We start from the raw sequence: 12,790 nt of genomic DNA on the forward strand, positions 1-12,790 counted from the left end.
AAAAAGAAGAGAAGTCCTCAGCTTGCGAGAGATACTTAATCCGTAATAAACACAAGGAGCTCTCTTCTTTTTCTTCAAGAGCTTAGAACTTCATGATGGCATGATCGCGTTACTGCTTCACCGACAGGTATTGATGCCAGTTTTCGTTGATAAGATCGAAATTACTCACGCAAAAGTCTTTTCTGTTTTCTAGGTAATCGTCTTCAACTTCATCCAGTAGGTATTGATATTTTTCAGGGTTGCTGCCGTACACTAAGCAGAGCGTGGAAAAATAGCGTTGTAAATCAAAACTGTGCTCGTCGGCGTAGTCGCCCATCTCGTAGTAATTTGGTAATTCTTCAGACTGTGATTCAAAGGCAAACATGTCGGCGGCGCTGATCGCCACGTCATCTCCGTTTTCGATATAGTTCAATAGAATAATGGTCGCGAAGTTATCTACCGCATCCTCTTCTTTACCCAGCACAGGAATGTTCTGGTCTTCTACGTATGCATGACCTGCTTCGTGAAGCAATGTATGCAGAAGAGTGTCGGTCGCGCCATCTTCTGCGGATTTACCGTATTTCTCTTCGTAGCCATGTTTCGAGAAGTAATCATGGGATTCGAGATAAAAGCTGTAAGGGATGTGGATAGCGTGACTTTCTGGGTCATAGTATGGACCATCAGAGCTACCATACTGAACACGTAACGTCCGATTGAAAGGGAAGTACTGATTCGATAATTCTGTAAAAGTCTGATTTATCTCACTTCCTTTAATTATCGACGCCGCCTGCTTTTCTTGAGTTGTTTGCGGCGGCTGCATTTCTATCGTTATACCGCCTTTCGCAGCGGCTTGCCCTACACATGCGAAGAAGATAAGTAGCGCTGTTACGTTTTTCATGCTTTCCTCGTCCTGAATACCTGATGCTCATCTGACGTTAGTTTCGGCTGTATCTGCTTCTCTTGCAAGCAAGAGAATGAGTCCTCTCAGCTCTTGGTGTCCTTAAGCTATTTACTGCATGTCATTCATATTTTTAATATTCAGTTGTGTTCTGTTTGTCGTTTTGTTCATTCGCTAGATTCCCAATCGTCATACTTTAAACCTCTTATCGCTCCTCCGCTTTAAATAGTCAGACGTTTAACCTGTTGTTATAGCGTACTTTATCGGTGGTGTAGGCAATGAGTTTATTGTGTGTCCATTTTAATTACATAAAGATTCAAGCATTTAGCGTCTGGTCAACTTCTGAACGAGGAACTTGGCTAGACGAGAATAGCGATTTAGTCATCCGTCCTTTAAAAGGAACAGTTAGCAATGAACAAGCTTTTGTATAAATTTTTGGTCGCGATTGTATCTGCACCGTTTATCTCTGCCTGTAACACCGAGAATCAAACAGATGCTCCGTTATCGATTCGTGATGTCACAACAATCGAAATTACCGCACCAAAAGCAGATATTGCCAAAAGCGAGAGTGTGCAATTAACAGCGAATGGAACAACGAGTGGCGGGAATGTTATCGATATTTCCAGTGAAGTAGAGTGGCGTAGCTCAGACACTGATTCAGTTACCGTCGATTCTAAAGGCATTGCAACTGGTTTTGAAACAGGTTCAGCGACGATTACCGCTCATGTAAATGGGATTACCAGCAATGAAGTGACGTTGACGGTTTTACCTGCGCAACTGAGCGAAATCCAAATCTCACCGCCTTACTTATCACTTATTCAAGGTAAACAGCGCCAGTTGAGTGCGCTTGGTATTTACGATGACGAGACAACGGCTGAGATTAGCGCATCGGTCGAATGGCACAGTGACAACGAAGCGGCAGCGACGATTGACGCGTCTGGTCTGCTGACAGCATTGGATGATGGAGAGGCAGTCATCACGGCAACGGTTGAAGGTATTGTTAGTGAACCAACAACTAGCAAAATCTGTCAGCTACAGGACGAATGCTTAAGCGAGGTCGATAAGCAAGGCAAGCGATTTACCTCTTCTCCTAGTGAGGTGTTGCTGACTTCTTTGGCTTACAGCCAATATGACTCTACTTATAGTGAGGAGGGGATTGATGGGCCCGAAGGAGAGTTTGCCGTTTTTACTCACTCGAATGCGGTCAAATGGTGCAAGTATCTGGCATCAAATCAATATGAAGGTCGGAGCAACTGGCGTTTAGCGTCTCGCAATGAGTTACTGCAAGAGCTATACGGAGAGTTTGGGCATATGTATTTAGCTCAAGGTTGGCCTGCCAGCCGGGTTTACTGGTCGAACACCGCCAACGGTTCTAAATATTACAATGTTGGCCTTTATGATGGCTTTACTCTTGCCGACTTCCCAAACCGCACGGTCTACGCGTCTTGCGTGTCGGTCGCTGCATAACTTCTTGTTTGAAAACGAAACAGCCCGATGACTATCGGGCTGGCTGAGTGCTATGTATAGCTCAACATCGCTTGTGACTAACGCTTCAACAATCCTTTACTGTTTAGATAAGGCAAAATATGTGGTCGAGATTCCCCGCCAATTTTGTTGTGACTTCCTGAGACCAAGTACTTTGCTTTTGGTTACTTGAACGGTTTGCGTAGTAGTCGTGCATGGTCTGGTCGTAACGCTTGATATCGTCAAGGTCGAGCTCTTGGTATTGGTTTTCATGGACAACCACGTGCGCTGGTAAGCGAGGTTTCACTTCCGGGTCTTGGTCTGGGTGACCAAGGCACATCCCAAACAGTACCGCAGTGTTTTGTGGTAGTCCTAGCAGTTCGTCTACGTGTTGGGCATTATTACGTAAGCCACCAATGTATACACCACCGAGTCCCATAGACTCCGCGGCGAGCAGGCAGTTTTGCGCCATAATGCCAGAATCAACGGCGCCAATGAGTGTCAGCTCAGTGAAGTCGGCTTGTACCTGTGGGTTGATGGTTGCGTGGCGCTGATAATCAATGCAGAACACCAAAAACTCAGCAGCAGAGTCCACATACGCTTGGTTGCCTGCATACTTGGCTAGTTGCTGACGCTTCTCTTTGTCGGTGACTCGAATGACCGATACAACTTGCAGCATACTGGATGACGATGCGGCAAGGCCTGCCTGCAAAATAGTATCTAGTTGTTCTTTGTCGATAGGTTGAGCGGTAAATTTACGAATGGAACGGTGACCTAACATGGTTTGGATCGTACTGTTCATGACGACTGAAATCCTTCTTATTGTTATCTTAATGTAACGCCTCACCATAACGGCATTTTCGGGTAGGGTAAACCATCTCAAAAGCAATAATTGTCAAATTTAGTTTGCATAGTTGCCGTAAATAAGCCGCCAGCCACCACTTAGTCTTCAGCATAGGTATACACTTCTAAGAACCAGCAACAGCCGAGTGGGCAACAATATGAAAGAACTAATTATTCACACTGTCACGGTGTTTATGGGGTTCTTCGCTATCATGAATCCGATCGCCAATACGCCGATTTTCTTGAGTTTGACCGCCGACGAAGACAGAGAAACGGTACGCTCAATTGCATTTCGCTCTGTACTTATCGCCTTTATTATCGTCGCGGTCGTCGCTATCTCGGGGAAACTTATCTTTTCACTGTTTGGCATCACTCTTTATGCATTGCGAGTGACGGGCGGGATCTTAGTATTTTTGATTGGCTTTCATATGTTATTTGGCGATACCAGCCATCAGCAAACTAAAGAGAAAGCAAAATCACCGGCGCAACAAAAAGCAGCGCTCAGTATCGCGGTTTCGCCACTTGCAATGCCAATCTTAGCGGGGCCAGGAACAATCGCGACCGCGATGAACTTCGCTACCACCGGCGGATTTAACGAAACTCTTGTTACCATCGTTTCATTCGGTGTGCTGTGCATTGTCACTTACTTGCTGTTCTTATTTGGCGATAGGATTGTTAAAGCGGTTGGCCCGAGTGCGTTGAGCGTGGTGACAAAAATGATGGGGTTGATTCTAGCGGTCATTGGCGTGCAAATGTTACTCGAAGGTATCGCAGAAGCGATCAAGACAGGTTTTTTCTAAGCGAATTTGATGTCTACTGAATGGAATTAACGGTACGTTAACATTACAATTGCAAACTCGATATTCAAGCCAAAGTAAAATTGCAGCGTTCTTAACAAGAAGAAATAAGGGAACTAAGTATGTGGAAAGTGTCTAGCATATCAGTATTGGGGCTGTTAACGGCTCCGATGACAATGGCTGAAGACGTAAGTGCTAGAGATTTGTGTTTGCTCAAAGCGATTGAACAGAGCAGTGGTAGCGAAACCATACAAGAGATCCGTCAGCAATGTGAACTGGAAGCGGTGACTCAAACAAAGCCCGTCGATCCCGTCGCTAATCCAGAGACGGTGGAAGAGAACTTGGTCAACAAACGTTTGGAGTCAGAAAAACAAACCGCATTTGAACCTTTTAGTTTGGTGGCGCATCGCGTTAACTACATTCTGCCGTTTACATATAGCGACCGTGCCAACAAACGCGCTTACGCTGAAACCCAATATGGCGATGAACTGCGCAAAGAAGAGGCAGAGTTCCAGATCAGTTTTAAAGTCCCGTTAAACTACGACGATTTGTTGTTTGATGGCGATGGCTTGTTCTTCGGCATGACGCTCAAATCATTCTGGCAGGTGTATACCGGTGCCGCTTCGCGACCATTCCGTGAGACTAACTATCGTCCCGAGTTCTTTTATTACACGCCAACCGACTGGCAACCGTTTGATGGTTCGACTTGGCTGGGTTTTGGTATTGAACATGAATCCAATGGTCAGAGACAAGACTTATCGCGTAGCTGGAATCGAGTGTATGCCAACTTGACCTTCGCGAAAGACAACTTTGCGATTGCGGTACAGCCTTGGTGGCGCATACCTGAAGATGACAAAACCTCACCAGATGATCCAAGTGGTGATGATAACCCAGATATTGAAGATTATATGGGACACTTTGAACTGACCAGTGCTTACAAATGGGATGAGTATGAGTTTACATTTGTCGGGCGAGAGAATTTCAAAACGCATAAAGGCTATGCAGAGGTCGGTGTATTATTCCCGATTTGGGGAAAACTTCGAGGCTACGCGCAATACTCGACTGGATATGGTAAGAGCTTAATTGACTACAACCACAACCAGCAACGTATCGGTATTGGTGTTGCAATTAACGGTGTACTGTAATTTATCGCAGTAATTAAAATAATATCGGTGGCGTAAATATTATTTTAATTCGTACATAAACCAGTTTAATGACCGCTGAGTTTGATGAAATATTTACCGGATTAGAGTTCGTATAATTTATCAAACTCTCTTTGAGCTAAGATATCTTCAATCTTCTTTCTTGTCTCATGAGCCGTTGGCGCCTTTGGCTCTTGAGCTTTTTTCTTTGGGCTTCTTGCCGTCTCTTGCTGAGTTTTTTTGCTCATATTTCCCTGCCTTCTGATTGGATAAAAAAATAAATATTAGGCTTAATAGATCTTAAATGTTCCTAATTTAGTTCCTTCGTCAGTCAATATATCACCTTGGTTGCTTTTATCGCAAAAACTAAAGTGAATAGCAGAGTTATTTGTTGTGATTCTGGGGTGAATGTGGCGTTTTAATATATCGCTATTTAGTTGGTTTATTTGTGAAGACCATTGCGTGTTTTGCTGTGATAAGTCGAAATCTATTCTATACATTTGCTTCCTTTTTTTGTTGTGCGTCTTTATCGCGCAGTAATTGATACCAATGTCGTTGGCGTGTTGTTCTTCTGGACATAATTTTCCTATGGATGTGTAAAAGCAGCCGTGAGAGGAGGTGGCTAAATGAAAAGTGTTAGGTAGTTGAGTAAGGGTAGAGAAACTAAAAGGGGAGAAGGGGGAAGTTGGTGTGGTGAAAGCTCACCACACCAGAATATCTTAAAGCGCAGTTACGTTAGCAGCTTGTGGGCCTTTTTTGCCCTGCTCAACGTCGAAGCTAACTTTTTGGCCTTCAGCAAGAGTTTTGAAGCCTTCAGAAACGATTGAGTTGAAGTGTACAAACACGTCAGCGCCGCCGTTGTCTTGAGTGATGAAACCGAAACCTTTAGTTTCGTTGAACCATTTTACTGAACCAGTTGTTTTAGACATAGATACCTCTATATAAATAAAATTTAAATTGAAGCTGATAACAAAAGCTATTTATGGATTATGAAGAGAAGCAGTCGCAGGAGCTAAACGAAAGGTATCGAAAGGTAACTGAGAGAAGACTTTTACTTGTTTTACATACATAGCTCGTTTGTAAGAGCTAGGAACACTATACACGTTGTTTCGATAATCACCAGAGTTATTTTCGTTTTTTTACAATAATTAGTAATAAACATGTGTAATGCAGAAACAAAGACGACGGCGATTAGTAGCTCTTCTACTTGTGTTGGCGTCGAATCGCGTCCCTCTTTTCACCCAGAGTGCTTCGCGGGTGAGTTGTCTCTCTTAACCACAGCCGGATAAACCCTATGCTTCTCCAAAAGTTTGCTTATAGTGAAGCTCCACCGCAAACAACTAATTCTTGACCCGTCACCGCATCTGCGGCTGGAGAAAGAATAAATCTCACATATTCAGCAACTTCATTTGGAGAAATGTATCGGCCAATCGGTGGAAGTTTTGGTGATGAGGATTGTCGGTTAGGATCAAGAAGCATTGGCGTTTCTGTTGCACCTGGCGCGATTATATTTGCTGTTATGCCTCTTGGCGCAAGCTCTGCTGCCCAACTACGAACCATGCCGAAAAGAGCCGACTTAGTTGCGACGTATTGAGACCGTCCAGCGACGCCTTTAGATGTTCGACTGCCAATGACAATAATTCGTCCACCTTGAGGTAACTGGGAGGCAAAATGATTGGCAAGTATTTCTGCGACAGAAACGTGTAGGTGCCATATGGAGTGGCTTTCTACAGTATCAATTTGTCCCAAAGGAGCTGCGAGCATTTTGCCCGCAGCATGGATAACTGTATCGACATTAGTGAGCTTATTTAAGCAATCTGTTAGTTGTTCTTGGTTGTATAGGTCAACACTGTGACTCGTGAAATTTGGGTTCTCATGTTCAACCTTAGTTCGACTCAATCCTGTCACTTTCCAACCATGAGATAACAGTAATTCGGAGATCGCTTGACCTATACCGGAACTCACCCCGGTGACAACTGCGTGACGTGTCATAAGCTGTCCTTAAAGAACGATAGTGGCACTTTAAATACCGCTTTTCGAATTTGAGTTGGTACGGATACCGCACATAAGGCTTGATGTGCTTCCCCTGGCATGAACACGGCAAAATCGCCGGGTTTTAAGTGTACTGATTGAGATAGGATAGGCGAGGATAGTATATAGAGATCGGGTTTCTTTTCTATCGCGGGTTCATCAGTACAGTTGACGACACCGTAATTGATAATCTCTTCACCTTCTAAGACAACTTGGATGTCGGCATAGAGTCGGTGGAACTCTGTCTGACGAAGAGGTGTTTCTTCAGTATTTGCCAAACCAATGTTACAAAACCACTCTTGGTGTTCGAGTTGTAACTTTCCATCATCTGCATTTTTTAGAGCATCATATGTACATTGAGTATTATCTAGAATGGCTCTTAAACCCTTGGGTAAGCCACAGGTGTTTAACGAAGATAAGTTTCCACAAAGCATGATCATATTCCTTATCAACGAGTAGCCTCTAAACAGAGGCCACTCGCAATGGTTTACTTAGTTAAAGATTGTTGATGCGCACATACTTGATTGCTTGTCGGAAGTAGGTGTATGCCACATGAATTACGCCATCTTCAGATTGGGTGATGCTTGGGTAAGAAAACTCTCGATTGAGCTTTTCTTGAGAGTTGTTTGTCATGCAGAAGCCGTCACCTTCATCAAGGTTGGCAACGATCGACCAGCTTTCTCCATCATCTTTTGATATTGCAAGTGTCATCGGCGCACGTGGCGCTCCCCAGAACGCACTTTTTCCATCAACAATTTCCGGTTCTTTAGCGTCACTACCATCATCAATTTCATCGTAGAGTGAGCTACGACGATCAGTTGCGCCTTCTGCACTCATGTTATTGAACACCATAGCTAAACCACCGTTATTTAGAGTGGTTAGCTGTATGGAAGAATTGTTATTTGGTAATGGTGTTGCTGTTGGCTCACTCCATGTTTCACCATTGTCATAGGAATAACTTTTATAAATGTTATCCGCCCAGCGGCTGCGATAAACAGCGATTAGTGCTCCGCTTTTTAGTGGAGAAACACACATATGAACGCACCCCAAGCTGTTTGGTACGTCAACATCCCGCCATGTTTTACCTTTATCTTCTGAAATCTTTACGCTGCTTGTGTCGTAGTTTCCGACCCATTTTTCACCTGGTTTAACGGTGCAGTTAAAGATAGGTAGCAACCAATTTCCATTGGGTAAGACAACGACAGGTTGGCGAATGAATGTACCTGGTTTGTCAATCAGTACCTCAATTTCATGCCATGTTTCACCAAAATCAAAAGATTTTCGGCAGCGCACAATAGCGGTATCTTGATTTCCAGACACTTGAGCTGTCCACATTAACCATAAGGTATTGTCTGGGTCTAAAAAGAGCACAGGGTTTTGTTCAGAACGTTCTGGGTCATCGGATAGTTTGATTGCTGCGTCCCATGTTTGCGCACCTTTGCGTAAACGTGAGCATAAAATGGAAATGTCCGCGACACCTTCTTGAGTGCCAGCAAACCAAGTGCAGAGTAGGTCACCGTTTGGCAATACGAGCAAATTAGCGGCATGATTTTGAGGGTAATCTGAAGGCAACATGGCACTAATGTATGGAACAGCTCGGTTTTCAGTGATTAGTTTTCCGTCACGTTCGACAGTAACAGTTTCTTGATTCATTGATTCGACTCCATAAATTGAATCGTATTAAAACGTTGTGAGATATAGCCCACCTAATGTGGGCTACAGTTTATTATTTACGCCGCTGAAATATTTGAAATTTTGTTTGGCGAAGACTTCCAACACCAGAAAATCAATACCCCAGCCATTGAGATGAATAGGAACCATAATGGTGTGGCGGAGTTATCCAATACAATTCCTAAACTAGCGACTAAGAAGAGCAACCTTTCCACTAAGTTGAGCTTTTTCTTCAACCAGCCTTGTAAGAAAACGGCCCAACAGAATGTCGCCATTAACATGCCTAAGAATGCGACTAAGATTAGGTACCAAGCACCCTTCCAAAGTACAACTGGGTCGGTAATGAAGCTGAATGGAACCAAGAAGATAACAAGTGCATACGAGAACGCGATAAATCCAGTTTTAGATGAATCACTGTGTCCGATGGCCGAAGCGGCGTAAGCACATAGCGCTACTGGAGGTGTAACCATCGATAGCACGCAGTAGTACATGATGAACATGTTGGCTGCCAAGACATCAACACCCATTGAGATCATGGCCGGTGCAAATATGATTGAGCCGATAATGTATGCCGCTACTGTTGGTAGCCCCATGCCCATGATGATACAGCCAACAATAACCATAACGAGCGAAAGATAAAGATTGTTCTCTCCAACAGAGCTCAATATCTCGACAAACTTGAACGCCAAGTTAGACTGAGTCGCTAGCACCATGATGATACCGACAGAGGCCAAAGGAACAGAAACCCAAGACATCTGTTTAGCGACATCCATTAGCATTGGATAGATGATTTTGTAGCTATAACGCGTGTTTTTTCTAAACAGTGGTGCAATCAGTGCGAAAACGGTCCCGATAAACGCAGCGTAAGGCGCAGAGTATCCTGATATAAGAGCGATCACTAAAAACGCCGGAGAAATCAGCAAGTGGATGCGTGGCAAGATAGGTTCAAATTGCAGGTCTTCTTTAGAGATATTACCTGTGCCTGTTTTACGTGCTCTTAAATCGATAATTACAAATAGAGCAAAGTAAAACGCTGTTGCAGGGATGATACCCGCTGCTGCGATATCAGCATAGGGTATGCCCAGCATGTCAGCCATAACAAATGCTGCAATACCCATGATTGGTGGCATCAGCTGGCCACCTGTTGATGCGATAGCCTCGGTAGCTGCAGCTTGCTCTTTACTGTAACCGGAGCGCTTCATGATTGGGATAGTCAATACACCTGTAGATGTAGTGTTAGCAACCGCTGAACCACTAACCATACCAAAGAGCGCCGAGCCCAAGAGTGACATTTTAGCAGCGCCACCAGTAAGAGATGCGGTGGCTTTCATCGCAAGGTCGATGAACACGCTGCCGCCACCTGTCATAGTGAACACGCTGCCAAACATGACGAAGAAGAAGACAAAGTTAATGGCTGTGCTCGCCGTAATACCAAACAATCCATCTGCTTGCATGCTGATTAGTTCGGTCATGGTATCTAGACTGAAGCCCTCAAAAGCGGTCCAACCTGGGAAATAAGGCCCGAAGAAACCGTAGACGACGAAAACAATGACGACAGAGAGCAACGAGAAACCGACAGAACGTCTGACTGCTTCAAAAAGCATAAGAAGTCCAACAATGAAGGCATACTTATCTGACCAAAGCACGTCATCAATCATTTCTAAGCGGGTTTCAAGCCTTGGGATTGAAGTGTAGTAGTGATACACCACCGACAGAGTTAAACCGACGAAGATTAAGTTAATGACTCTTCCTATGTAGAGCAAAGAACGATTCTTAAACTCTAAAGGTTGGAAGCACAATACAAGTGCTGTTGCCATATAAACGTGGATACTAGCTGCCGTGAGTGGTGATAGTGGAAAAAAGAACTGTCGAAGCAAAAATAGCAGGTAAACTATTCCGATAGTCGCTGCTAGTGCATTCATTAAGTGACGATATTTCATAAAGATATCCTACTTACCAAGCCAAATAAGTGTGTTCTATATTTGGTCAAGGGAAGGGTGCATATAGCGAGAGCCTTATATATGCACCCTGTTGGTACTAACTAATTGGCTTAGGCTTATTTGATCCAACCTTGCTCACGGTAGTATTTTGCTGCGCCTGGGTGTAGCTCAACTAACTCTTCTTGAGAACCAATGGTTTCTGGGTGCCAAAATTTAAGAGGAGAGTGTGCTTTTTTGATGTCGTCTTGATTTTCAACCAACGCTTTTGTCACGTTGTAAACCACGTCATCACTGACTTTCGAGTTAGTTAAGAAAACAGTAGCACTTACTGGGTTTACATAATCTTCACTTTGACCATCGTAAGTTTTTGCTGGCATTGTTCCGGTAGGCAAGCCAACTTTCGCCAGTTCATCTAAAGTTTTTTGAGGATATGGGATGTAAGTGACATCACTGGTTAACGTCATTTCAGTTAAGTTAGGGTGCATTGCTGGTACGTTATCGATGTATACGTCGATAGCGTTGTCTCGCATCATCTGGCTTGCTTGACCACTACCCATTTGCACGATCTTGCCTTGCTCTTTAAGGGTATTGAAGTCTGTGCCCAACGACTTGAATACGTAATCCGCAATAATAGGTACCTGAGAGCCAGTTGGTTTCATCGCAATAATGACTTTATCGGCATTGATGATCTTCTCCCAGGTGTCATTCCCAGTCTGCTCAACCCAAGCTTTTCGTGCAACGGTGATAGTGTAGGCTTGTTGGACGTTGTCTAGAACCATTCTCAGTTCTTTATTGGTGCGGCCTTTATAAATGTCGGTCAGTCCGTCGCGAGCCCATACTGCAGCATTGGAAGTTGCGAAACCGAAATCCGCTTTCTCCTGATTCACTACCACTGGGTTAGTCATACCGCCCCCGCGAGGAATCAATTTAATCTTGTACTCGTCATTCGTTGCCTTTGGAATGAGCTGAGAAAAGGTGGTGCCATAGGTGTACCAACCGTTACCCGGAGGCTGAGAGATGATACTTGCAGTAGATGCCGCTTGAGCGACACCTACTACCATAGATGAACACAGTGCAGCTGTTTTTATGGCAGTCTTTAGATTTTTGCTAAACATTATTGGGTATCCTTTTTATTTATATTGAGAATTATCCATTCAAAATAGACTGGATTTGATCCTCGTCTCCGGTGCTAAAGTGTACTGGGTAGCGGCTTTCTCCTACCTTTTCACCTAGTAAATTCAACGTCTTTTTGACAACTGCTGGTGCGAATGCAATGGGGTACAGATTCGCACGCAGGTAGTTGATTCGTTCTTGTGCTTGATCAGCGAGTTGCATGTCGTCATTAATAAAGCCGGCATACACTTGATTGACCAACTCTGGAACAATATTGGCAATACCAGATATACAACCAACACAGCCTTGTTGATATCCAGTGAGAATTAGGGAATCAGGACCAGTTAGCACGTCGAAGTTTTCGATGCGTTGGCTAATAGAAAGGAAGCCTTGCAAGCTTTCCCATGATCCTGCGCTGTCTTTAATTCCATAAATATTGGAATGCTTCGCAAGTTCAGCTGCGATTTCAGGAGTAATGGTATTTCCGGTCCTTGCTGGAATATTGTAGAGATAAACAGGCACGGGAACGGCATCAGCGACTTGTTGGTAGTAACGCACTAGCTCTTGAGGTCTTAGTGCCGAAAACCAAGGCGTGATGACTGAAACTGCTTTTACACCCATGGCGGCAACGTCTTTACCATGAGCAATTGTTTGAGCGAGTGTCGTCTCACCGATATGCGTCACAACCAGATCTCGGTCTTGAGCTTCGTCGAGGCAAATTTCAGTTACTCGACGCTTTTCTGCATCGCGAAGAACAAAAAACTCGCCATTGGTACCGTTACAGAAAATTTTGTTTCCGTGTGAGAGCTGTCTGCGGACTTGGGCCCTTAGCGCTGCTTCATCCAGTTGTCCTTGTTCATCGAAAGGAGTAACGATCGCAACATGTGGACCTGTAATTCGGCTAGTCATAGT

General features: G+C 44.1%; 12 protein-coding genes and 1 pseudogene. 3 read left to right on the plus strand and 10 right to left on the minus strand.

Going from position 1 to position 12,790, the window contains the following annotated elements; genetic code table 11:
- Positions 1 to 109: 109 nt before the first annotated feature.
- Positions 110 to 877, minus strand: a complete 768-nt coding sequence (locus tag AKJ31_RS17645; RefSeq protein WP_053410393.1) for a DUF4344 domain-containing metallopeptidase — start codon at positions 875 to 877, stop codon at positions 110 to 112.
- A 411-nt stretch (positions 878 to 1,288) separates the two neighbouring features.
- Between AKJ31_RS17645 and AKJ31_RS17650 the strand changes: the two genes are divergently transcribed.
- On the plus strand, positions 1,289 to 2,344 hold the full coding sequence (locus AKJ31_RS17650; RefSeq protein WP_053410394.1) for an Ig-like domain-containing protein: 1,056 nt from the start codon (positions 1,289 to 1,291) through the stop codon (positions 2,342 to 2,344).
- A 77-nt stretch (positions 2,345 to 2,421) separates the two neighbouring features.
- On the opposite strand, the pseudogene nfsA reads toward AKJ31_RS17650, so the two are convergent.
- Positions 2,422 to 3,143: pseudogene (nfsA, locus tag AKJ31_RS17655) on the minus strand (oxygen-insensitive NADPH nitroreductase).
- Positions 3,144 to 3,342: 199 nt separating this feature from the next.
- Between nfsA and AKJ31_RS17660 the strand changes: the two are divergent.
- Both AKJ31_RS17660 and AKJ31_RS17665 read left to right on the plus strand, forming a co-directional pair.
- The gene (locus tag AKJ31_RS17660) at positions 3,343 to 3,984 is read left to right on the plus strand and encodes a MarC family protein (protein WP_053410395.1); all 642 of its coding nucleotides are present in this window, start codon (positions 3,343 to 3,345) and stop codon (positions 3,982 to 3,984) included.
- Between the two features lie 119 nt (positions 3,985 to 4,103).
- Complete coding sequence (locus tag AKJ31_RS17665; protein WP_053410396.1) at positions 4,104 to 5,126, plus strand: phospholipase A; 1,023 nt, start codon at positions 4,104 to 4,106, stop codon at positions 5,124 to 5,126.
- A 101-nt stretch (positions 5,127 to 5,227) separates the two neighbouring features.
- On the opposite strand, the gene AKJ31_RS23065 is transcribed toward AKJ31_RS17665, so the two are convergent.
- From AKJ31_RS23065 to AKJ31_RS17700, 8 genes are all read right to left on the minus strand, one after another.
- The gene (locus AKJ31_RS23065) at positions 5,228 to 5,371 is read right to left on the minus strand and encodes an adenosine deaminase (RefSeq protein ID WP_157052387.1); all 144 of its coding nucleotides are present in this window, start codon (positions 5,369 to 5,371) and stop codon (positions 5,228 to 5,230) included.
- Between the two features lie 471 nt (positions 5,372 to 5,842).
- Positions 5,843 to 6,052 carry a transcription antiterminator/RNA stability regulator CspE gene (cspE, locus tag AKJ31_RS17670; protein ID WP_053410397.1) on the minus strand — a complete coding sequence of 70 codons (210 nt, stop codon included), beginning with the start codon at positions 6,050 to 6,052 and terminating at the stop codon, positions 5,843 to 5,845.
- Positions 6,053 to 6,437: 385 nt separating this feature from the next.
- Positions 6,438 to 7,115, minus strand: coding sequence for an SDR family NAD(P)-dependent oxidoreductase (locus AKJ31_RS17675; RefSeq protein ID WP_053410398.1), 678 nt, complete (start codon positions 7,113 to 7,115; stop codon positions 6,438 to 6,440).
- The gene (locus tag AKJ31_RS17680) at positions 7,112 to 7,588 is read right to left on the minus strand and encodes a NanQ anomerase/TabA/YiaL family protein (RefSeq protein ID WP_053410399.1); all 477 of its coding nucleotides are present in this window, start codon (positions 7,586 to 7,588) and stop codon (positions 7,112 to 7,114) included. Before AKJ31_RS17680 ends, AKJ31_RS17675 begins: the two co-directional genes overlap by 4 nt.
- Before the next feature lie 61 nt (positions 7,589 to 7,649).
- Positions 7,650 to 8,807 (minus strand): sialidase family protein, encoded by a 1,158-nt coding sequence (locus AKJ31_RS17685; protein ID WP_053410400.1) that lies wholly within the window; start codon positions 8,805 to 8,807, stop codon positions 7,650 to 7,652.
- A 77-nt stretch (positions 8,808 to 8,884) separates the two neighbouring features.
- Entirely contained in the window at positions 8,885 to 10,765 is a 1,881-nt protein-coding gene (locus AKJ31_RS17690; protein ID WP_053410401.1) for a TRAP transporter permease, read from the minus strand.
- Positions 10,766 to 10,881: 116 nt separating this feature from the next.
- Complete coding sequence (locus AKJ31_RS17695; protein ID WP_053410402.1) at positions 10,882 to 11,880, minus strand: TAXI family TRAP transporter solute-binding subunit; 999 nt, start codon at positions 11,878 to 11,880, stop codon at positions 10,882 to 10,884.
- Positions 11,881 to 11,911: 31 nt separating this feature from the next.
- The gene (locus AKJ31_RS17700; RefSeq protein ID WP_053410403.1) at positions 11,912 to 12,787 is read right to left on the minus strand and encodes a dihydrodipicolinate synthase family protein; all 876 of its coding nucleotides are present in this window, start codon (positions 12,785 to 12,787) and stop codon (positions 11,912 to 11,914) included.
- Positions 12,788 to 12,790 lie beyond the last annotated feature (3 nt).

It is taken from the genome of Vibrio hepatarius (genome assembly GCF_001274785.1).
Classification (GTDB): domain Bacteria; phylum Pseudomonadota; class Gammaproteobacteria; order Enterobacterales; family Vibrionaceae; genus Vibrio; species Vibrio hepatarius.